The 21,433-nt window shown below is 66.1% G+C and carries 19 protein-coding genes; 3 read left to right on the plus strand and 16 right to left on the minus strand.

Features of this window, described 5'->3' with window-relative positions:
* Nucleotides 1-9: 9 nt before the first annotated feature.
* The 5 genes from xerC to V6F88_RS11415 all read right to left on the minus strand — a co-directional run bounded on the left by xerC (nucleotide 10) and on the right by V6F88_RS11415 (nucleotide 4,556).
* Nucleotides 10-945, minus strand: coding sequence for a tyrosine recombinase XerC (xerC, locus tag V6F88_RS11395; protein WP_332610250.1), 936 nt, complete (start codon nucleotides 943-945; stop codon nucleotides 10-12).
* A gap of 199 nt (nucleotides 946-1,144) precedes the next feature.
* Nucleotides 1,145-1,822 carry a DUF484 family protein gene (locus V6F88_RS11400; RefSeq protein WP_332609574.1) on the minus strand — a complete coding sequence of 226 codons (678 nt, stop codon included), beginning with the start codon at nucleotides 1,820-1,822 and terminating at the stop codon, nucleotides 1,145-1,147.
* 4 nt (nucleotides 1,823-1,826) lie between these two features.
* On the minus strand, nucleotides 1,827-2,738 hold the full coding sequence (dapF, locus tag V6F88_RS11405; RefSeq protein ID WP_332609575.1) for a diaminopimelate epimerase: 912 nt from the start codon (nucleotides 2,736-2,738) through the stop codon (nucleotides 1,827-1,829).
* A gap of 27 nt (nucleotides 2,739-2,765) precedes the next feature.
* Complete coding sequence (locus tag V6F88_RS11410) at nucleotides 2,766-3,656, minus strand: lysophospholipid acyltransferase family protein (protein ID WP_332609577.1); 891 nt, start codon at nucleotides 3,654-3,656, stop codon at nucleotides 2,766-2,768.
* A gap of 39 nt (nucleotides 3,657-3,695) precedes the next feature.
* Entirely contained in the window at nucleotides 3,696-4,556 is an 861-nt protein-coding gene (locus tag V6F88_RS11415; RefSeq protein WP_104142578.1) for a lysophospholipid acyltransferase family protein, read from the minus strand.
* A 275-nt stretch (nucleotides 4,557-4,831) separates the two neighbouring features.
* Here V6F88_RS11415 and metK point away from each other — a divergent pair, with 275 nt between their 5' ends.
* Nucleotides 4,832-5,995 carry a methionine adenosyltransferase gene (gene metK / locus V6F88_RS11420; RefSeq protein ID WP_046802994.1) on the plus strand — a complete coding sequence of 388 codons (1,164 nt, stop codon included), beginning with the start codon at nucleotides 4,832-4,834 and terminating at the stop codon, nucleotides 5,993-5,995.
* 193 nt (nucleotides 5,996-6,188) lie between these two features.
* Here metK and V6F88_RS11425 read toward each other — a convergent pair whose 3' ends face one another.
* Nucleotides 6,189-7,619 carry an amidase gene (locus V6F88_RS11425; RefSeq protein ID WP_332609578.1) on the minus strand — a complete coding sequence of 477 codons (1,431 nt, stop codon included), beginning with the start codon at nucleotides 7,617-7,619 and terminating at the stop codon, nucleotides 6,189-6,191.
* Nucleotides 7,620-7,698: 79 nt separating this feature from the next.
* Complete coding sequence (locus tag V6F88_RS11430) at nucleotides 7,699-9,015, minus strand: MFS transporter (RefSeq protein WP_332609579.1); 1,317 nt, start codon at nucleotides 9,013-9,015, stop codon at nucleotides 7,699-7,701.
* Nucleotides 9,016-9,097: 82 nt separating this feature from the next.
* On the opposite strand from V6F88_RS11430, the gene V6F88_RS11435 reads away from it, so the two are divergent.
* Entirely contained in the window at nucleotides 9,098-10,111 is a 1,014-nt protein-coding gene (locus V6F88_RS11435; RefSeq protein WP_332609580.1) for an Lrp/AsnC family transcriptional regulator, read from the plus strand.
* A gap of 24 nt (nucleotides 10,112-10,135) precedes the next feature.
* Here V6F88_RS11435 and V6F88_RS11440 read toward each other — a convergent pair whose 3' ends face one another.
* The 9 genes from V6F88_RS11440 to V6F88_RS11480 all read right to left on the minus strand — a co-directional run bounded on the left by V6F88_RS11440 (nucleotide 10,136) and on the right by V6F88_RS11480 (nucleotide 19,514).
* Nucleotides 10,136-10,927 carry an SDR family oxidoreductase gene (locus V6F88_RS11440; protein ID WP_332609581.1) on the minus strand — a complete coding sequence of 264 codons (792 nt, stop codon included), beginning with the start codon at nucleotides 10,925-10,927 and terminating at the stop codon, nucleotides 10,136-10,138.
* Nucleotides 10,924-12,465: a class I adenylate-forming enzyme family protein gene (locus tag V6F88_RS11445; RefSeq protein WP_332609583.1), complete on the minus strand. Its 1,542-nt coding sequence runs from the start codon at nucleotides 12,463-12,465 to the stop codon at nucleotides 10,924-10,926. Before V6F88_RS11445 ends, V6F88_RS11440 begins: the two co-directional genes overlap by 4 nt.
* A gap of 23 nt (nucleotides 12,466-12,488) precedes the next feature.
* Nucleotides 12,489-13,376, minus strand: a complete 888-nt coding sequence (locus tag V6F88_RS11450) for an ABC transporter permease (protein WP_332609584.1) — start codon at nucleotides 13,374-13,376, stop codon at nucleotides 12,489-12,491.
* A gap of 1 nt (nucleotide 13,377) precedes the next feature.
* The gene (locus V6F88_RS11455) at nucleotides 13,378-14,349 is read right to left on the minus strand and encodes an ABC transporter permease (protein WP_332609585.1); all 972 of its coding nucleotides are present in this window, start codon (nucleotides 14,347-14,349) and stop codon (nucleotides 13,378-13,380) included.
* Nucleotides 14,350-14,359: 10 nt separating this feature from the next.
* Entirely contained in the window at nucleotides 14,360-16,006 is a 1,647-nt protein-coding gene (locus V6F88_RS11460) for an ABC transporter substrate-binding protein (protein WP_332609586.1), read from the minus strand.
* 27 nt (nucleotides 16,007-16,033) lie between these two features.
* Nucleotides 16,034-16,456: a PaaI family thioesterase gene (locus V6F88_RS11465; protein ID WP_332609587.1), complete on the minus strand. Its 423-nt coding sequence runs from the start codon at nucleotides 16,454-16,456 to the stop codon at nucleotides 16,034-16,036.
* Complete coding sequence (locus tag V6F88_RS11470; RefSeq protein WP_332609588.1) at nucleotides 16,453-17,466, minus strand: quinone oxidoreductase family protein; 1,014 nt, start codon at nucleotides 17,464-17,466, stop codon at nucleotides 16,453-16,455. Before V6F88_RS11470 ends, V6F88_RS11465 begins: the two co-directional genes overlap by 4 nt.
* Before the next feature lie 64 nt (nucleotides 17,467-17,530).
* Nucleotides 17,531-18,640 carry a M14 family metallopeptidase gene (locus tag V6F88_RS11475; protein ID WP_332609589.1) on the minus strand — a complete coding sequence of 370 codons (1,110 nt, stop codon included), beginning with the start codon at nucleotides 18,638-18,640 and terminating at the stop codon, nucleotides 17,531-17,533.
* A 1-nt stretch (nucleotide 18,641) separates the two neighbouring features.
* A complete protein-coding gene (locus tag V6F88_RS11480) occupies nucleotides 18,642-19,514 on the minus strand; it encodes a VOC family protein (protein WP_332609590.1) in 873 nt (290 codons plus the stop codon).
* A gap of 279 nt (nucleotides 19,515-19,793) precedes the next feature.
* Between V6F88_RS11480 and V6F88_RS11485 the strand changes: the two genes are divergently transcribed.
* Nucleotides 19,794-21,431 (plus strand): ABC transporter ATP-binding protein, encoded by a 1,638-nt coding sequence (locus V6F88_RS11485; protein ID WP_332609591.1) that lies wholly within the window; start codon nucleotides 19,794-19,796, stop codon nucleotides 21,429-21,431.
* The last annotated feature ends 2 nt before the right edge of the window (nucleotides 21,432-21,433 follow it).

Here is a 21,433-nt window from a genome sequence, read left to right on the forward strand (position 1 = left end):
CCCGCCCGTTCAGGATTTGCGGCCCGCGCGCGGATGCGCCTGGTCGTAGGCCTTGGCCAGGTGCTGGAAATCCAGGCGGGTATAGACCTGCGTGGTCGAGATATTGGCGTGGCCCAGCATTTCCTGCACGGCCCGCAAGTCTTGCGCCGATTGCAGCACATGGCTGGCGAAACTGTGGCGTAGCACGTGCGGATGCACATGCGTGGGCAGGCCCGCTGTTTGGGCGATCTGCGCCAGTTGCAGCTGCACGACCCGCGGCGAAATGCGCTTGCCGCGCGCGCCCAGGAACAAGGCGCAGGCGTCCTGAATAAGCGGGTGGGGGGGCGACAGCTGCGGGCGCGCGGCAATCCATTTCTGCAAGGCGGCAATCGCTGCCTGCCCCACCGGCACCGCGCGGCGCTTGCCGCCTTTGCCCAGCACTTCGACCTCGGCTTCTTCCAGCTTCAACCAACCGGCGGATTCGTAATCGGGGGTGCGCGTGTAGCGCAAGTCCAGGCCGACCAGTTCCGACAAGCGCAACCCGCTGGAATACAGCAGTTCAAGCATGGCCTGGTCGCGCAGCGCGACGGGCTCGTTGGCCACTTTGGCAGGCGCGCGGTCCAGCAGGGCCTGGGTCTGTTCCACGGACAAGGCCTTGGGCAGGCCACGCGGCGCTTTGGGCGCGCGCACCCCGGCCACAGGGTTTCCGGCCAGGTCGGCGGCGGGTGCCCACCATTGGTAGAAGCCGCGCCAGGCGGCCAGCGTGCGCGCCAGGCTGCGTGGCCCGCGGCCCTGAGCATGCAGGCGTGCGACGAATTGGCGAATATGGCCGTTGGCGATCTTGTCCAGCGGCAGGCCGGCGCGGTCGGCCAGTTGGTGCAGAAAGTGCAGCTCACGCTGATAGCCGCTCAGCGTGTGCGGCGAATAGCGGCGGTTGGTTTCCAGATGGCGCAACCACGCGCGCATCGGTTCGGGCAGCGCGGGGTCGCCGGCGTCGGGCTGCGAGGGACCGGCCGTGGTCCGTGCTTCGTCGGGCGGGGGCACGGTGCCGACGGTGGACCGTTTGCTGTCGGACGCAGGCGCAGCATCGGGGCCGTCCTGGGCACTGCCGGGCGGGGGCGCGTTGTGCAAGTTCTGGTCCATGTCCGCCCGCCGTCGCGTTGCGCTAGGCCTTGGGCGAGGCCGGATTCAGCCGGTGCAGCGCGGCCGATGCCAGTTGCCCGACGGATTCCAGAAACGCCGTGCCCATCTCGGGCGTGAAGCGTTCCGGGTCATCGGACCCCAGCACCAACAGGCCCACGGCCGGGCCGTCGGCTTCCAGGCGCAACGGCACCAGCGCCAGCGACTTGGGCTTGCTGTCCAGCCAGCCCACCGCTTCGAAACCGGTGTCGGTGCCGCAGTACGGCGTCTTCAGGCTGTCGGTGAACGTGCGCACATCTTGCGAAACGGGCTCGCCATAACCGGTGGGGGCCAACTCGGACAAATCCCACAGGCGCAGCGCCACGTGGTTCAGGTCGAATTGTTCGGCCAGACCCAACGCGATCTCGCCGGGCACGCGCTGCGCGTCGTTTTCAGACAGCAGGCGGCTGCACCATTTGGCCACATGCGTGCCGATGCTTTCGTTGGCGGTGGCGTTGCGCACCAGTTCGTTCAAGCGCCATTCCAGTTCGCGGTTGCGTTCCCGCAGGGTCAGGATCTGGCGTTCGCCCAGCGAGATGGCGCGCGAGCCATGCGGGTGCGGCACCTGCATGGTGGCGAACACGTCGGCGTGTTCGTCAAAGAAGCCGGGGTGGTCTTGCAGGAAGGCGGCGATGTCTTGGGCGGTGAAAGCGGTATCAGTCATAGGGTTAGCGGTTCAGCGCCATGGAGAAGACGAGCTTGTCGATGTCGACTTGCCCCGTGAACACGGATTCGGCCGGGCCCGTCATGCGCAGTTGGTCGCCATTCCAGGCAACGGTCAGCACGCCGCCGCGCGTTTGCACGCGCACCGGCGATTCCAGCAGGCCACGGCGGATGCCGGCTGCCACGGCGGCGCAGGCGCCCGTGCCGCAGGCCAGCGTTTCGCCCGCGCCGCGCTCGAAAACGCGCAGGCGGACGTTGTGGCGGTCCATGACTTGCAGAAAGCCCGCATTCACGCGGCGGGCAAAGCGCGGGTGGGTTTCGATCAGGGGGCCTTGAATGGAAACGGGCGCGGTGTCCACGTTATCCACCACCTGAACCGCATGCGGGTTCGAGATGGCCACGGCCGACAGCCACACCTTGTTGGCAACGCCGGTGGGGGCGTCCAGCTCAAGCTCCCAAAGGGTGTCTTCGCCTTCGCGCATCGAAGGCAGGCCGGCTGTGTCGAAGGGCAGGGCCTCGGGGTCGAAACGGGTGCCGCCCATATCGACCGTGACTTGTTCGTCGTCGCCTTCGTCAAGCACCAGGATGCCGGTGGCGATTTCCGCGCGCAGCGGGTTGCGGCTGGACAGCCCTTGTTCGTGCACAAAGCGCACAAAACAGCGCGCGCCGTTGCCGCAGTGTTCGACTTCGCTGCCGTCGGAATTGAAAATGCGATAGCGGAAATCCGCGTCGGGGCGTGTGGCCCGCTCGACCAGCAGGATCTGGTCGGCGCCGATGCCGAAGTGCCGATCGCCCAGCGCTCGGGCGCGCTCGGGCGTCATTTCGATGGTCTGGCGGACCCCGTCGAGCACGACAAAGTCGTTGCCCGCGCCATGCATTTTGGTGAAGTTCCAGTTCATCGGGCGATTATCGCCCATTATTGGGGCGCGGACAGCCGGCCGCGATCAATAGAACTTTGCCTCGCCGGGCGGACGGGTCTTGAAGCGGCGGTGGACCCAGTAGTACTGGCTGGGGCAGCGGCGCACCCAGGATTCCAGCTCGCGGTTCAGCCGGGCGGTGGCGTCTTCCAGGGTTGCGTCGCCCGGAAAATCCGCCAGGGCGGGCAGCACGTCCACATGGTAGCGGCCGGTCTCGGGGTTCCAGAAGCCCACGATAGGCAGCACCGCCGCGTTCCATTTCTGGGCCAGTTGCGCGGTGGCCAGCAGCGTGGCGGCCTGCACGCCGAAGAACGGCACGAATACGGCCCCTTGGCGGCCGAAGTCCATGTCGGGCAGGTAGTAGACGGGACGCGGCGCGCGCAGGTGGCGGATCAGGTCGCGTACGCCGTCCTTGCGGCTGACCAGAAAAACCTCGTTGAAGCGCGCCCGCCCGGCAGCCACGACCGCATCGATGTGCGGATCGCTTTGCGGGGTGTACATGGTGGCGGCGCTGGGCACTTCCATGGTCAGGCGGGTGGCGGCGGCATCCAGCGCAATGAAATGCGGCGCCAGCAATATCACCGAACGGCCTTGCGCGATCAGTTCGTTGATGCGCTCGGCCCCGCTTTGCGTGACCATGTCCTTGATGGCCTCGGGCGTGCCGTACCACAGCACGCCGCGATCGACGATGGATTGCGCCAGCGCCCGGAAGTGTTCCGCCACCCATTGCTCGCGCACCGACTCGGGCTGATCGGGAAAGCACAATTCCAGATTGCGCCGCACGATGCGCGCCCGGGATTTGGCCAGCCGTGGCGCCAGCCAGCCCAGCACGGCACCGATGCGCAAGCGCGTCGACGGCTTGATGCGGCCGAACCATTTCAACAGGGAAACCAGCGTACGCGTCTTTGAATCTTTCATCGTGTCGGGGGTGGACCGGGCGGCGGAAACCAGAAAATGTCAGCGAGCCGACGGGGCGGCGTCGGGCGCCGGGGGCGCGCCGCGCGGGGTCTTGTAGCGGTTATAGCTCCAGAGGTATTGCTGGGGACAGCGCCGGATCAGAGTTTCCATCGCGGCGTTGATCAACGCCGCCTGCGCCGTGGGATCGGCCGGCAGCGGCTCGGGCACGCGCACATAGTGGATGCGCCAGCCCCGGCCGTGGGGCAGGCGTTCGCCCGCCGTCAGGATGATGGGGACGTTGGTCTGCGTGGCCAGTTTGCTGGGCAGCGTCATCGTGTAGGCCAGGCGGCCGAAGAACGGCGCCCACACCCCGTCGCCCACGCTGGGCGCCTGGTCAGGCAGCATGCCCACCGATTCACCGCGCCGCAGCGCCCGCACGAATTCCCGCACGCCCTGCATGGTGGCCGGCACGGCGTTGACGGCGGAACTGTTGCGCGCGGTCTCCAGCAGCGGGGCCAGCACGTCTTTGCGCGGGGGGCGGAACATCACCGTCATGGGCATCTGGCGGGCCAGATAGCGGGCGGTGATCTCGAAGCAGCCCAGGTGCGGGGTCAGGAACAAGATGCCGCGCCCCTCGGCGCGTGCCGTGTCCACCACGGCGTTGTCGTCGGAAACCACCTGCGCCAGGCTTTGCTCGTTCTTGAACCACACGCGGGGGTTTTCAAGAATCATGGCGCCGGTTTCGGCCGCGGCACGGCGCGCGAAGGCCGCGCCGGGGTAGCCGGCCTGAGCGGCATTGGCCTGAAGGCGGCGTCGATACTTGCCGGGCCAGGCGTACACGGCCAGCCCCGCCGCGCGCCCAAGGGCGTGCGCAACCGGTAGCGGCAAGGCGGCAAAGAGTCGGAACAGGGCGAGCAGCATTCAGCAAATAGGAAAGGTGGGGCAGGGTTATGCCGGTATTCGGGAATATGTTTACACCCCCGCCGCGAGCATAAGAACGGCATTTTCGCTTAAAATCCGCTCAGTCGCCGAGTTAACCGACAACTTGCGGGGCGACGGCAAGGGTGCAGCGCATGGCGCGCCCTTTGCCAAATCCGCTAAAGCGTCGCGCCCAGATAGCGTATTTCATGCGGTCCGGGGTGCAACGCGCCTCATGAACCTATGCGCCGGCAACGCCGGACACCAAGGACGCATCTGTGGCCAATAACGATTTTCTCTTCACTTCCGAATCCGTCTCCGAAGGGCATCCCGACAAGGTTGCCGACCAGATTTCCGATTCGATCCTGGACGCCATCTTCACGCAAGACCCGAATGCGCGTGTCGCAGCCGAAACGCTGTGCAACACGGGCCTGGTCGTGCTGGCCGGTGAAATCACCACCACCGCCAACGTGGATTACATCCAGGTCGCCCGGGACACCATCCGCCGCATTGGATACGACAACACCGAATACGGTATCGACTACAAGGGTTGCGCCGTGCTGGTTGCTTACGACAAGCAATCGCCCGACATCGCCCAGGGCGTGGACCGAAGCTCGGAAGACTATCTGAACCAAGGCGCGGGCGACCAGGGCCTGATGTTCGGCTATGCCTGCGACGAAACGCCCGACCTGATGCCGGCTCCGATCTGGTACGCGCACCGGCTGGTGCAGCGCCAGAGCGAACTGCGCAAGGACGGCCGCCTGCCGTGGCTGCGCCCGGACGCCAAGTCGCAGGTCACGTTCCGCTATATCGACGGCCGCCCGGCGGAAGTCGATACCGTGGTGCTGTCCACGCAGCACGCGCCTGAAGTCACGCAAGAAACCATCCGCGAAGCGGTGATCGAAGACATCATCAAGCCGAGCTTCCCCGAAGGCCTGATCACGCCGCAAACGAAGTTTCTGGTCAACCCGACCGGCCGCTTCGTCATCGGCGGCCCGCAAGGAGATTGCGGTCTGACCGGCCGCAAGATCATCGTCGATACCTACGGCGGCGCATGCCCGCACGGTGGCGGCGCGTTCTCGGGTAAGGATCCGTCCAAGGTTGACCGTTCGGCTGCTTACGCGGCCCGCTACGTGGCCAAGAACATCGTGGCCGCCGGCCTGGCGCGCCAGTGCCAGGTGCAGGTCAGCTACGCCATCGGCGTGGCCGAACCGATCAACATCACTGTCTACACCGAAGGCACGGGCGTCATCCCCGACGACCAGATCGCCAAGCTGGTGCGCGAACACTTCGACCTGCGTCCGAAGGGCATCGTGAATATGCTGGATCTGCTGCGTCCGATCTACGCGAAGACCGCCGCGTACGGCCACTTCGGCCGTTCCGAGCCGGAATTCTCGTGGGAAGCCACGGACAAGGTTCAGGAACTGAAGAAGGCGCTGTAAGCGACGGCAGCCGGTCGGCTTCTCTGTCGGCCGCGCCTGATTGGCTGCTTTATCAGCCGCCTTTTATCTGCCTCCTTTGGCGACCCGGGCTTCACCGCCCGGCCCTGAACGAAAAATGCCCCCGCCCGGAATCCCGGCGGGGCATTTTTTTGCATTGCTGCATTGCGCAGCGTTGCACCCGCGGCCCGTGGTCCTACAACCCCCACGCCGACAGGTCCGGCGTGCGCCGCGTCGGCGCCAGCACCGGCTCCAGCACCGCCGCGCAGTCCAGCAAGGCGGCATCGCCACCGGCGGGGGCCAGCAGCTGCACGGCCATCGGCATGCCTTCAGGGTCCGCGCCTGCCGGCAGCGCGATGGCGGCCGCGCCCAGGAAGTTGGCGGGGCGCAGCAGCTTGCCCAAGCCCACGTGGCGTACGTCTTCGGCGTCCAGCGCTTGCGCCGCCTGATCGCACGCGGGCATCAACAGCCCGTCCAGGCCATGCATGGCGGCGGCGAAGGCGGCCATGTCGGCCTGGCGCCGGGTCAGCGCGGCTTCGTAGTCCGCCCGCGTAATGCGCCCGCCCGCTGCGATGCGCGCCCGCACCACGTCCCACAAGGGCGCGGCGGGGTTTTCGGCCAGCGCGCCGTAATAGGCATAGGCCTCGTACGCCAGCACCAGCGAGTTGTCATCGGCCATGCGCGCAAACGACAGCGTTGCGGGCGGATGCCAGGCGGTGGGCGCAAGGCCCGCTTGCGCCAGTCGCTCTTGGGCCCGATGCCACGCATCCAGGCCGGAATCCGACAGCGGCGTGGGCCACGCCTGCGGGGCCAGCACGGCGATGGCGGCGGACCGGCGTGGCGCGGGGTGGCGCAGCGCGGTCACGCAGGACGCGGGCAGCGCCAAGGTGGCTACGTCGTCTACATCGGGCCCGGCCAGCAATTGCGTCAGCAGGCGCGCGTCCGCCACGTTGCGGGCCAGCGGCCCCAACACGTCCAGCGTGTCCGACAGCGGCAGGCAGCCCGCGCGGCTGATCAGGCCGGAAGACGGCTTGAAGCCCACCACGCCGTTCAGCGCAGCCGGCGCGCGTACCGAACCGCCGGTGTCCCCGCCCAGCGCGATAGCCGTCAGCCCCGCCGCCATGGCCACGCCCGCGCCGCTGGACGAACCGCCCGGCGCGCGCGCAACCTTCGCGTCCCAAGGGTTGCGCGCCGTGCCTTGGGTGGGGTTTTGCCCCGACAGCCCGAACGCGAATTCCGTCATGCGCGTCTTGCCCAGAATCACCATGCCCTGGGCCGCCAGCTTGCGCACCGCCGTGGACGTTTCGCCGCTGATCACGCCGCGTCGCGCTTCTGATCCGCCCGTGGTCGGTATGCCTTGCCACTGCACGCTGTCTTTGACGGCCACCGGCACGCCATGCAAGGGCCCCAGCAGCAGGCCGGCGTCCCGCAAGCGATCGGCGGCGTCGGCCTGTGCCAACGCGCGTTCGGCGGTGACTTCGCTAAACGCGGCCAGCGGTGCGGCGCGTTCGATGCGGTCCAGGAAATGCGTGGCGACCTGGCGGGCGCTCAGTTCACCTTCGCGGATGGCGCGCGCCAGTTCGCGGGCGTCTCGAAAATGCAGGTCGGTGTGGTCTTGTGCGGGCATGGGTCTCTTTCAAAAAGGAAAAGCTCTCCGGTCCTGTCGGGACCGGAAAGCTGTTGCGTTTGCAGGGCGCGCGTTGCGGCTATTTCAGCGTCTGGCCCTTTGTTTCAGGCATGCGGATGAAGGTAATCAACGTGATCACGGCGCCGGCCAGCACGTAATAAAAGAACCAGCGTTCCATGCCACGGCTTTGCAACCAGGTCAGCAGGTAAGGCGTGGTGCCGCCCAACAACGCCACCACCAGGTTGTACGGCGTGCCGATGCCGACAGCGCGCACGCTGGTGGGAAATTGTTCCGACATGATGGCGGGTGCAATTGCGGTGTACATCGCGTACAGCACCAGGCCGAACAGTTCCACCGCCAGGATCGAGCCAAACGAGGGGCCCAGGGTGGTCATCAGTGGATAGAAGAACACCAGGTAGCCGGCCGCAAAGAAGATCAGCTGCGGCTTGCGGCCGATGCGGTCGGACAAAATGCCGAACAGCGGCTGCACCAGCATGAACACGATCAAGGCCACGGTATTGGCGGCGAACGCGGTCTTGGGGTCCGCGCCTACCTGGCGGATGGCATACGTGGGCACATAGGCCACGAAGATGTAGAACGCAAACGTGGTCAGCACCGAGAAGCCCACGATGCGCAGCACTTCACGCGGATGGTCGCGCAGCAGCGTGCGTAGCGGCTGCTTTTCGATGCCGGTCTTCTTGGCGTGCGAAAACGCCTCGGTTTCGGGTACCGAACGGCGTATCCACATGCCGGCCAGCCCACCGAAGGCGCCGATCAGGAACGGGATGCGCCAGCCCCACGAGGCCATGTCGGCCTTGGTCAGCGTGGACGTCAGGAGCCAGCCCACGGCGGACGCGGCCAGGATGCCCACGGCGGCGCTGAAAAAAACGAAGCTGGAATAGAAGCCGCGCTTTTCCGGCGGCGCCATTTCAGCCAGAAAGGTCGTGGCCGAGGCATACTCTCCGCCCAGCGACAAGCCTTGCAAAAGGCGCGCGGCGGTCAGCAGCAGCGGGGCAGCCAGTCCGATGGTGGCGTAGGTGGGGGTGATGGCAATGATGAGCGAACCGCCCGCCATCATCAGAATCGTCAGGCCCAGCGCGGCTTTGCGGCCATAGCGGTCGGAAAAGATGCCCAGCACCCAGCCACCCACCGGTCGCATGAAAAACCCCACGGCGAAGATGCCGAAGGTGGCAAGCAGCGCGGTGGTTTCATTGCCTTCGGGAAAAAACTGGCCCGAAAAAAAGATGGCGAACGACGCGTAGATGGTCCAATCGAACCATTCGACCGCATTGCCTACACTACCGGCCAGGATGGTGCGTGACCGGGATATGGGCGCGGCGGCGGGCGCGGCGCTTGCCCCTTGCTTGCTGCGCAAGGTCGCGGATGGGCTGCTCATGACGTCCTCAGAATAAGAATTTATTTTTGGTCAAAAAGACCGTTTAATTTTGTGTTTTTATCAATGCGCGAACGTTAGATTAATGAATATAGTCACGTCAAGTAAGGGTAAGCCCCTAATGCCAGCGCTGGACGACACCGATCTGGCCTGCCTGATCGCGTTGCAGGCAGACCCCCGCGCGTCCTGGCGCGAGCTGGGCGCGGCCACCGGTATCGCCGAACGTACCGTGGCGCGCCGCATCCGCCGCCTGATGGACGCCGACGCGCTGCGCGTCATTGCCGAACCGGACCCGCTGGCCATGGGCCGGGGCGTGGTGTTGCATGCCTGGGTGCGCTGCCGATCCGGCCGCGTGCCCGAGGTGGCGGAACAGTTGGCGCGCCTGGACATCAGCCAGCTGGTCGTCACGCTGGCCGGCACGGCCGACTTGATGGCCGAACTGACCCTGGCCGATGCGGCGGATATGCCCGACGTGGTCACGCGCGTGCTGCCGTCGATCGACGGCGTTGAACATGTGGAAGCGCGGCTGGTGCTGCGGCCGTTTCGCCGTGCCGGGCAGTGGCGCATCCAGGCGCAACCGGACGCCGTGCCGGACGCGCCGCGGGCCCAGCCGCCCGCCGCGTTAAGCGATGCAGAGTCGCGCATGGTGGCGCATCTGATGCGCGACGGCCGCGCCAGCCTGGCTGAACTGGCCGAGCAGGCCGGCGTCAGCGAGCCCACCGCGCAGCGCCTGCTTCAGCATCTGGTCGAGCGCCGGGCACTGAGCTTTCGCGTCGAGGTCGAACCCGCGTTGGTCGGCTTTCCGGTTGAAGCGGTGATTTCGGTGCAGGTGCGGCCGCAAGCCGTCGACGCCATGGCGGCGCATCTGGCGCTGGACCCGCACACCCGCTGCCTGTTCGGCACCAGCGGGGCGTCGCAGTTGTTCTGGCACGTGCTGTGCCGCGACAGCCTGCATCTGTGGGAAGTGACGACACGCCGCCTGGGCGAACTGGACGGCGTGCTCAACAGTGAAGTCGGCGTGGTGATGCGGGCGCACAAGCGTTGCGGCATCGTGCGCGCGGGCGCGCGTCTGGCCAGCAACGGCGACGGCGGGGATTGAAGCGGCGCGCCGCGCTCGCCAGATTTACAGCCGCTGCCCGCCGGTGGCGTCGATGCGTTGCCCGGTGATCCAGCGCCCTTCGTCCGACGCCAGGAAGGCGACGATGTCGGCGATATCCTCGGGCTGACCCACGCGGCCCAGCGCCACGCTTTTGGCGATGACGCGACTGAGCTCCGGGTCGCGTGCACGCGGGTTCAAGTCCGTGCGGGTGGCGCCGGGCAGGACCGCGTTCACCGTAATGCCGCGCTCGCCCAACTGCTGGGCCAGCAGCAGGCTCAACGCTTCAAGCCCCGCCTTGGCAGGCGCATAGACGCTCATTTCCGGGTAGGCAGCCCGCGTGCCCATCGACGAAATATTGATGATGCGGCCGTTGTCGCGCAGGAACGGCAGGGTCTGCTGGATCAAAAAAAAGGGCGACTTCAGATTCACTTGCAGCACGCGGTCGAAGTCTTGCGGCGTGACATCTGCAAGCAGCGCGCGCAGCCCCACGCCCGCATTGTTCACAAGAATGTCCAGCCCGTCCGTGCCATTGCGTTCCAGCAAGGTGCGGCGCAGATCGCGCGCCAGCGTTGCGGCCCCGTCCGCCTGGGACAGATCGGCTTGCAGCGTCCAGGCCTGACCGCCCTGGCGCTGGATCAGGCCGGCGACTTCAATCGCGGCGTCGCCCGCTGCGTGGTAGTGAACGGCAACATGCGCGCCGCGCCTGCCCAGCGCCAGCGCAATGGCGCGGCCGATGCCTCGGCTGGCGCCGGTGATGAGTGCTGTCTTGCCGATAAGACTGTCCGATGCTTGGCTCTGGCTCTGGCTCTGGCTCATGCGGCCTCCGTTTCGTAGCTTGTCCATGATTGGTGCGTTTCCAGCCGGCGCGCCTGCAACAGCAAGGCGTTGCGATCCACCTTGTTGGTGCCGGCCCACGGCAATTCGCTGACGAATCGGATGCGACGCGGGTGTTGGTAGGCGGGCCCATTGGCCAGGGCATGTTGCTTCAGGCCGTCGGCATCCAACGCGCTGCCGTCGCGGCGCACGACAAAGGCGACCGGGATCTGGCCGCGTTCTTCGTCGGCCAGCGGCACCACGCAGCTTTGGCGCACATCGGGATGCAACTCAAGCAGCTTTTCCACTTCAACCGGATAGATGTTCTCGCCGCCGCATACGAACATGTCGTCCGCGCGCCCGACAAAATAATAGAAACCGTCCGCGTCGCGGCGCATGACGTCGCCGCTGTAATACCAGCCGTCTTGCAGCACCTGCGCGCTTTTTTCAGGCAGGTTGTGATAGCCGGACAGCACGGCCGGGTTGTTCATCAGCAGCACGCCTTCATCGGCGCTTGGGCCGTCCGCCAACCGCACTTGCGACGGGTCCAGGGGGTGCCCCACCGATAGCGGCGGCGTGGGCAGGCCGGCGGGATGCGGGCCGAACACGGCCGGTCCGGCTTCCGTGGTGCCGTAGCCATGCGTGATGGTGGCCTGCGGCAACGCTTCCTGTATGCGCTGATAAAGCGCGACGGTCATGGGCGCGGAACCCAGCATGACGCGCCCCAGGGCCGACAAGTCGCGGTCACGCAGCAAGCCGGGCTCTTTGACTAGCCGCGCGAACATCGTCGGCACGGCTGTCAGCACGGTGATGCGATAGCGTTCCAGCGCGTCGGCATAGGCGCTGACGTCGAACGCGGGCTGGATCACCAGCAGGCTGTTGCCGGCGAACGCGCGCTTGGCCATGAACAGCCCATTCATGTGAAACAGGGGTTGTGCCAAAAGATAGCGCTCTTGACGATCGCGTCGCGGCGCCGCGCCCGAGGTGGCGGCAAGCGCCCATAACTGCCCCGCATGCGTCAGCGGCACGCCCTTCGGTTTGCCGGTGGAACCGGACGTGTAAAGCATCTGCGCCACGTCTTCGGAAGCGGGCGTGACGCTGGCAAAGTGCGCGGGCTGGATCTGCGCGGCAAAGCCCTCTGGCCCCGCGTCGTCGAAGTCCAGCACGGGCACGGTGTCCTCGAACGACGCGCGGCGGGCGCGATCAACAAAGGCCAGCGCGATGCCCGCGTCGCGGATCACGTAATCGATGTTCTCTTGCGTCTGCTTGATGTTGATCGGCACGGCCACGAAGCCGGCGCGCATGATGCCGAAATACGCAATCAGATATTCGGCGCGGTTCAACGCCGCGATGGCAATGCGCGAACCCGCCGGCAGCCCGCGTGCCGTCAGCCATGCGGCCACGCCGCCGGCGCGTTCGCGTATCTGCCCGTGCGAGTAATGGACGGGGGCATCGGGGATGCGCAGGTCTACGATGGCGGGCAGATCGGCGGGCACGCTCGGGTCCGTCAGGTCGCCCAGATTGTTCAGGGTATGCGTCATGAAAATGTTCCGGCGGTGGGGGCTTACTGCTTATGCAGCTTGGGGTTAAGCGCGTCGTTCAGGCCGTCGCCAACCAGGTTCAGCGACAGCACGGCAAGCATGATCGCCACGCCCGGCACGGCGCAGATGTACCAGGAAGATCGGATCAGGCTGCGGCCTTCGCCGACCAGCCGGCCCCAGCTTGCAATGTTGGGATCGCCCAGCCCCAGGAACGACACGACGGATTCATACAGAATGGCGCCCGCCACCACCAGCGACGACATGACGATGACGGGGGGCAGCGCGTTGGGCAGGATCTCGCCGGCCACGATGCGCAAGGGGTTCATGCCGACAGCGCGGCACGCCTGCACGAACTCACGCTCCTTGAATGACAGGAATTCGGCGCGCGTCAGCCGGGCAATGGGCGGCCAGGACACCAGCCCGACGGCCAGCGTGATGGCTTCGATATGCGGTCCCAGAATCGATACCACCGTCAGCACGAAGAACACGTTCGGAATGATCTGGAACAGCTCGGTGACGCGCATCAGCGCTTCGTCAACCCAGCCGCCGAACCAGGCGGCCGCCGCGCCGATGCTCACGCCGATCAGCGTGGCGGCGGCGGCCGCGACCAGACCGATCAACAGCGTGGCGCGCGCGCCATGCGCGACCAGGGCGGCAATGTCGCGCCCCATGGAATCCGTGCCCAGGGGGTAACGCCAGGATTCAAAAGGCCAGATCTCCGGCGCAGCCACAATACGCAGCGGATTGGTCGGATACAGCCAGCCCGCGCCGGCGGCCAGCAGCGCCACCAGCAGCAGGACGATCGCGCCGGCCACCGCGCCGCGATTGCGCATGAATCGGGCCGCGAACGATGCGGGCGGGCGTGCAAGCCGGGTGGCGGGCGGGGCGGAAAATGCAGGGGATGTGGACATATCAGGCAGCCTTGATGCGCGGGTCCATCCGCTTGTAAAGCAGGTCGACGATGATGTTGGCAACCACCACCACGAAGGAACTGAGCACCAGAATGCCCAGCACCACCGGGTAGTTGCGGCTCATGACGCTGTCGAACAGCACGCCGCCGATGCCCGGCCAACTGAACACGGCTTCGACCACGATGCTGCCGCCCAGCACCGCGCCCAGTTGCAGGCCCAGCAGCGTAACGATGGGCAGCATCGCGTTGCGCAGAATGTGCCGAAGCACCACGGCGGTACGGGTCAGGCCCTTGGCATGGGCGGTGCGCACATAGTCCATGCGGCTGACTTCCAGCATCGACGCCCGCATCACCCGCGCATACGCCGCCGAATAGAACAGGCCCAGCGCAATGGCCGGCAACGCCAGGTGGTGCAGCACGTCCAGCGCCTGCGTCCAGAATCCGCCATCCAAGCCTATGGTGACCATGCCGCCCACGGGAAACCAGCCCAGCTTCACGGAAAACAGAATGATCAACATGATGCCCAGCCAGAAACTGGGCGCGGCAAAGCACAGCACGGCAAACGCCGACACCGCGCTGTCCCACCACGTGTTGACCTTGATGGCGGACACAATGCCCGCCGCCATGCCCACCAGCACGGCGATGGCGATGCTGGCCAGCATCAGCACCAGCGTGGCCGGCAGGTGCGCCAGGATCACGTCAAGCACCGGCAAGTTATGCCGGTACGAGTAGCCGAAGTCCAGGCTGGCGACCGATCCGATGTACTTCAGCAATTGCACCGTGGGCGGCTGGTCCAGCCCGTACGTCACGCGCAGCCGCTCGATCAGCGCCGGGTCGGTGACCTGCTGCTCGGCCGTCATCACGTCCAGAAACGTGCCGGGCACGGATTGGATCAGGGCGAAGTTAAGCACCACCACGCCCAGCAGCAGCGGAATGGCCTGGAGCAGGCGGCGCAAGATCAGACGCACGGGCATGGCGGGCCTCTTACGCTTGCAGCCAGACGTCGGCCAGGGTTTCGCCCTGGACGTTGGCGCCGGTGGTGAAGTTGCGTACGTTCTTGCCGGCCAGCGTGAACGACTGGATTTCCACCAGCGGCACAAGCGGCACGTCGGTCGATGCCAGGCGCGCGAATTGCGCGGCCAGCGCCTTGCGGGCCTCGGGCGCGGTCTCGACCGCCAGCTTGGCCACCACGGCGTCCATCTCGGGGTTCGAATAACCCGTGGCGTTGCGAAAGGCGGCGCCTTTCACGATGCCGTCGGTGGTGAAGAACTGCGTCACGGTCGGCACCAACTCCAGCGGCGACGTGAAGTTGGCCACCGCGATGTCGTAGTCGTAATCGCCATAAATGCGCTTGAGCGCCGTGGCGCGGTCCACCGAATCCAGCTTCACGGCAATACCCACGTCTTCAAGCGCCTGCTTCAGGTACTGGCCCAGCTTGGCATTCTCTTCAAACCACGCCGCTGCCACCAGGTTCACGGTGAAGCGCTTGCCGTCCTTGACGGGCAGGCCCGCCGCGTCCAGCAAGGCGGCGGCCTTCTTCGGATCGAAGGGGTAGCGCGGCACGTCCTCGGTGTAGAACAGCGGGTTGCTGCTGAAGACGGGGGCGATGGCGGGCTTGCCTCGGCCGTAGTAGATCGTGTCGACGATGAACTGTCGATCGATGGCATGAAGAATGGCCTGGCGGACTTCGCGTCGGTTGACGATGTCGCGGCGCTGATTGAATTCCACCGTGACGGTCCACGCGGTGTTCTGGTAGCCCCGCGTGTCCACCACGACCTTGCCTGTCTTGACCAGGCGGTCGATGTCGCGCGCCGGCACCGGGTTGGAATAGGCCAGGCCCAGCTCGCCTGTTTCCAACGCCGCGCCGCGCGAGGCCGGGTCGGACCACCAGCGGATGATCAGCTTGTCCAGATTGGGTTCGCCCGGCTTCCAATACTTGTCGTTGCGCAGGTATTCCACGTGACTGCCGCGCACCCATTTGCCGTATTTCCATGGGCCCGTGCCAATGGGCGTGTTGTTCAGCGGATTGGTGATCAGGTCCTTGCCGTCATACAGATGCTTGGGAACCAGCAGCTGATACTGGCCGGACAACGTGGACTTCAAAAAGAACTCCGGCACCGGTGCGTTGAACGTCAGCACAACCGTGTGCGCGTCCGGGGCAGTGGCGTCCGTCAACGACTTCAGCGCGATGCCGGCGGAAATCGGCTTCCAGTGCTGCAACACGTTGTAGACCACGTCGGCGGATGTGAAGGGCGTGCCGTCATGCCAGGTGACCCCTTCGCGCAGCTTGATGGTGTAGCTGCGAAAGTCCGCCGCCGGGGTCACGCTTAGCGCCAACGCCGGTTGGAATTTCAAGTCGGCATCCAGCTTGAGCAGTCGTTCCAGAATCTTGGTTGACGTCTGAAAAGGGCTGGATCCGCCGCCACCGGGCACGAACAAGGCTTGTGGCTCCAGGCCGCCCCAGCTGGCGACCAGCGTGCCACCCTTGCGCGCCGGGCCGGCGTCCGTACCCGCTTGGGCGGTGGCGGCGAGCAGCGTGCGCGGCACCGCGCCCAGCGCGCTGGCGGCCAGGCCGCTTGCGGCGGTTCGGGTCAGGAAGGCGCGCCTTCCGAGGCGCGGGGCTTGAGTCATGATGGACATCCTTATGGTGTTGCGCTATCAGCCTTGGCTGAGCGTGGCGTAGGTGGCGCGGCCGATGGCGACAAGCGCGCCCTGATCGTTGTAGAGATCCACATCCGCCACGCCGACGCTGCGGCCATTGCGGCGCACGCGCGCCACGGCGGTCAGGCCGGTGTTAATGGCGGGCCGCAGGTAGTCGACGCGAAAGTTGATGGTGGGCAGGCCACGGCCCAGCAGCATGCCGACGGCAAAATCGCCTACCGTGTCGATCACGGCGGCCAACGGGCCGCCATGCCATTGGCCGCTGGCGGCACCCCGTTCGAACTCCGGCCGCATCGGCGCCAGCACGGTCAGTTCGCCGCGCTCGTGATCCACGGCGCTGACCGTCAGGCCTAGCCATGCGATGAAGGGCGAATCGTCGAATTTGGCCTGGATCTGGCTGGCGTTCAGCACGTCGCTCATGAGGTCACCAGCACTTTGCCGACGATCTTGCGATCTTCCAGCGATGCCAATGCCTGCGCGCCTTGCGCCAGCGGCCAGGTACGGTCCACCTGCACGTGCAGCCTGCCGCTGCGCACCAGCTCCAGCAGTTCAAGCAGGTCGTCGCGATCCCATCCGTTCGAGCCGCGTATCTGAAGTTCGAACGTCCAGATGTATCGCAGGTCTTCCTTGGGGTCGAATCCCGCCGTGGCGCCGCAGGTCAGCAGGCGGCCGCCCAGGCGCAGGCAGCGCAACGATTTCACCCACGTGTCTCCGCCGGTGAAATTCACCACGACGTCCACCCCGCCCGACTTTGCGCCGCGACGGCGGGCAGGGCGGCCAAAGCGTTCCTGCACGGCCTTCAGGAAGTCTTCCTCGGTGTACAGGATGATGTGGTCGGCGCCCAGCGCGCGCAGCGCCTCGCCTTTTTCCGGCGTGCCCGCGCAGGCAATGACTTCGGCGCCGGCCAGCTTGGCCAGTTGCACCGCACATACGCCCACCCCGCCGCTGGCACCCAGGATCAGCACTTTTTCGCCGGCCTGGATCTGGCCGATGCGGTTCATCATGCGCAGCGCGGTGCCATAGGCCACCGGCAGCGCCGCCGCCTGTTCGAAGCTGACCTCGTCGGGCAGCCGAATCAACTGGTGCGCGGGTACGCGGCAAAGCTCCGCCAGGCCGCCATGGATGGTTTCGCCCACCAGCCCGCCGTCCACCCGGTCGATCGGGTCCACCAGCACGCGGTCGCCGGCTTTCCAGTCGTGGACATTCCGGCCGGTCTGCACGACCTCGCCGGCGACGTCCAGGCCGATGATCACGGGAAAGGGCAGCTTGATGCCGGGCATGCCACGGCGCGTGAATACGTCGTGGTAGTTCAAGGATGACGCACGCACACGAATGACGACGTCATCCGGCCCGGCGACGGGGTCAGGGAATTCGGTTTCCAGGCGGAGCTTGTCGTTGCCGCCGTGTTCACGCAATACGATTGCTTTCATGAATGCTTGAGGGAAAAAGGAATAGGAAAAAATAGGAAGAAATAGGAACAAATAGGACGCGGGCTTACCAGGACGCCACGCCGGCAATCGCCTGGCGGGTGATGGCAAGGCCATGGGCGAGGGCGCTGCGCCGCCACACGCTGGATACCGGCACGAAGGCGTCAATCAGGTCGGCGCGCAACTGCTTGTCGCGCGCGGCATCGGGCGCCAGCGGGGCCTTGAAACGCAGCCATTGGTCCAGCCTTAGCGCGGCCCGCATCTGCAAGCCACGCGTGCCGAACTCCACGACGGCGCCCGCCAAGGGGCGGTTGCCCAACGCCTGCTGCACGCCGCGAAACACCAGGCCCTGGTAGTCAGGTCGCGCCAGGCCATGCGGGCGCTGGTCGCGCACGCGCTCGGCGCCCCACCATTGGGCGGCCTGCGTCTGTTCTGCGCTGCCTTCGTCGTTGAAGCACAGGAAGAACGGCTCGCCGTATTCACCGATGCCGGTGTGCCAGTCGATAAACGACACGCGTTGGCTGGCGGCCAGATGTTCGTCGACGATGCGGCGCAAGATGCGGTTGGACCATCCGGGGCCGGTGCCGCCGTAGACCAGGCCGTCCGGATGCGTGTACTGGCCGCTCGCCGTTGTGTTGAACAGCACGTCGGCGCCGTGAGTTTCACGGAATTTCTCGACCTCGCGCGCGCCCGCCGCCAGGCCGGACTCCGTCCAGGCGGCCGGGATCAGATGCGGATGTAGCGTGGCGTAGTGCGGGTTGGCCGGTGTGGGACGCGTGTGGTCAATAAAGTTGCGATTCAGGTCAACGTTGTTTTCAGTCGTGCGCGAGTCGTACGCGTAGCCATACGGGTTCAACGCGTGCACCAGCACAAGGTTGACGTCGTCCGGCAAGGGCGTGCCGCCATCGGCGCGCAACCAGCCGATCTGCACGGCGGAGCCCGCCGCGCCTTCCAGCCCGTGCGTGCCGCTGATCGCCAGATGCGTGCGGGGAGCGTCGGCGCGGCCCAGCACGGCCACATCCACGCTCAGCGCGCGCCCGTGTGGGTCTTTCAACGTGGGATGTTCATGGCGGGACAGCACCGCGCCACGCGCTTGGGCTATCGCCACAAAGGCGTCGCGCGCCGCCGCGTAGTCGGTGCTGAAGCAGTCCCAATAATCGGGCAGGGCGTCGCTCATTTCAGGCCGCCTCTTGCACAAAAACTTGCAGCGCACCCGCGCCTGCTTCCGGCGGCACCACCAGTTCGCCTTGGGCGTTGGCGCGATAGTTCACCTGATTGGCGTCGAACAGCGCGCGCGTTTTTGCCAGGTCGCGCACACCGATGACCGAACCGGCAAACCAGCCGCCGCCCGCCGATGCCGGCAAACCGGCCGGAACGCGAACGCGGGGGTAACGCTGCTCGAAGGCGGCAGGGCTGAGGAAGTCGATGCGCAGGCTGCCGCGACGCACTTGCAGGCCGTTGTCAGGCAGCGCGCTGATGGCGATGGGCCCGAACACACGTTCATAGCCGGCACGCAAAGAGGCGGGGTCGGGATGCACGGCGACAAGCGATTCGATGCGGCGCGCACCATTGGCGTGGTCCTGCCATTGCGGCCGATACACCAGATGGCGCGTCAGATGGCCGCACGTGAAGAAGTCGGGCACGCCCAACAAGCCGGCCGGAAAATTCGTGTTGATCCATGCCGCGTCTTCACTGCCTTCGGGAAGATGCACGGGGCGTCCGCCGCTTTGCGGATCGTCGGCGCTGATGCCCAACCGCGCCAGTTCCTTGTGCACGGCCGTGCTGTCGGTGGTTTGCAGCGCGGTGGCGACGGGGCCTTCGTAGGCATCGTCGTAACCGCTGAAGCGCGACTCGGCTTTCAGTTCTTCTGGGAAATAAAGCAGTTCCAGATAGTTCGCATCAAGAATGATGGTCTGGTTGCGCGTGCCGCGATGGTGCCTGCCTTGCGGTGCCAGGCTGAATCCCAGCTTCACGTAGCGGTCCGTCGCCGCCTGCAGATCGTTGACCCGGATGATGTAGTGGTCTAGGCCGGTGACTGAGGGAAGAGACATCGGGATTCCTGGATTCGCGTTGGGAAGACCTGAAGTCTGTCGCACGCGGCGGCGCGCTTGAACGATTGAATTCGCATGTGGATATCTGGTTTTCATTTCATGGCCCGTACGACGCGCGGCGTGCCTGAACCAATATGAACAAATGAGAAATCGGCATTTCGCCGTGCGCATGGCGCGGGCCTACTATCGGCGGCTTCCCCCCGGCAGAACCATCACGTCGCCTTGCCAGCCCGGCATGCCTGTGCGGGTCTACCTAGGCGGCGCAAGGCTTGAACCAACATGACCGAATTGCTGCACATTCACAATTTGACGGTGGATCTTCCGCCGGGCGCCGACCGGCCGCACGCATTGAAAGACCTGACGCTTAGCGTGAAGGCGGGTGAGATCGTGTGCGTGGTGGGCGAAAGCGGGTCCGGGAAATCGTTGACGGCCGGCGCCATCCTGGGCCTGTTGCCGCAGGGCGTGCGGGCCAGCGACGGACAGATTCATTGGGAAGGCCAGGACCTGCTGCAAATGTCGCCCGAGGCCTTGCGCCGTTTGCGGGGCCGGCGTATTGGCATGATCTTCCAAGAGCCCATGACGGCTTTGAATCCGCTGCGCAGCGTCGGCGATCAGATAGGCGAGGTCTTTCGCACCCACACCCGTCTGCCAAACGCTGAAATCGCGCGGCGCACGCTGGACCTGCTGGAATCCGTCCGCCTGCCGAATCCCAAGCAGGCCGTACACGCCTATCCGCATGAATTGTCTGGCGGCCAGCGCCAGCGCGCGATGATCGCCATGGCCCTTGCCCTGGAACCGGCGCTGCTTATCGCCGATGAACCGACGACCGCGCTGGACGTCACGACGCAGTCGCAGATACTGCACTTGATACACGACCTGCAACGGCGCAAAGGCACCGCGGTATTGTTCATCACGCACGACTTCGGCGTGGTGGCCGAGATTGCGGATCGGGTGGCCGTGATGCAGCAGGGCGTCTTGGTCGAAAGCGGTTCCGCCGAGCAGGTGTTGGAGCGCCCACAGCATCCGTACACGCGCGCGCTGATTGCCGCCGTGCCGCCGTTGGAACCCGCCGCCGTGCGCGCGACGCTGGACGCCGATGCGCCGGTCATCTTGCAGACCCGGGCGCTGTCCAAGACGTATCGCAAGCGCGGCGCGTTCTGGCGTCCGGACCGCGTGACACATGCGCTGGACAACGTCGGCCTGACGCTGCGGGAGGGTCAGACGCTGGGTATCGTCGGCGAAAGCGGATCGGGTAAATCCACGCTGGCGCGCACGCTGCTGGGCTTGCAGACGCCTAATGCGGGCAGCATCGTGCTGGCGGGCGAGCCGCTGGCGTTCAAGGGAGCCACCGCGCGCCGCACGCATGCCAAGCGCGTGCAGATGGTGTTTCAGGATCCGTATGGGTCGTTGAACCCGCGCCAGCGCGTGGGTGAAATCGTGGCGCAAGGCCCGATGGTGCACGGCATGCCCCGGCGCGAGGCATGGGCGTTGGCACAAGAGCTATTTGAACTGGTCGGCCTGTCGGCGGATGCGGTGAGGCGTTATCCGCATGAATTTTCGGGCGGACAGCGGCAGCGCGTGGGCTTGGCGCGCGCCCTGGCGATGCGGCCGCGCGTGCTGATCGCGGATGAACCCGTCTCGGCGCTGGACGTGTCGGTGCAGGCGCAAGTGCTGGCGTTGCTGGCGCGGCTGCGCCAGCAACTGGGCTTGTCCATCGTGTTCATTACGCACGATCTGCGGGTGGCGGCGCAGGTCTGTGATCACGTGGCCGTCATGAAAGACGGAAAGATCGTGGAGGAGGGAGGCTGCGCGGACGTCTTCAGACACCCCACGCATCCGTACACGCAAGCGCTGCTGGCCGCCGTACCCGGCCGCCGCTGGGACCCGGGCAGCGTGGCGGTACGGCAAGCGGCCTGATG

The sequence above is a fragment of the Achromobacter sp. ESBL13 genome (genome assembly GCF_036668755.1).
Lineage (GTDB): Bacteria > Pseudomonadota > Gammaproteobacteria > Burkholderiales > Burkholderiaceae_B > Achromobacter.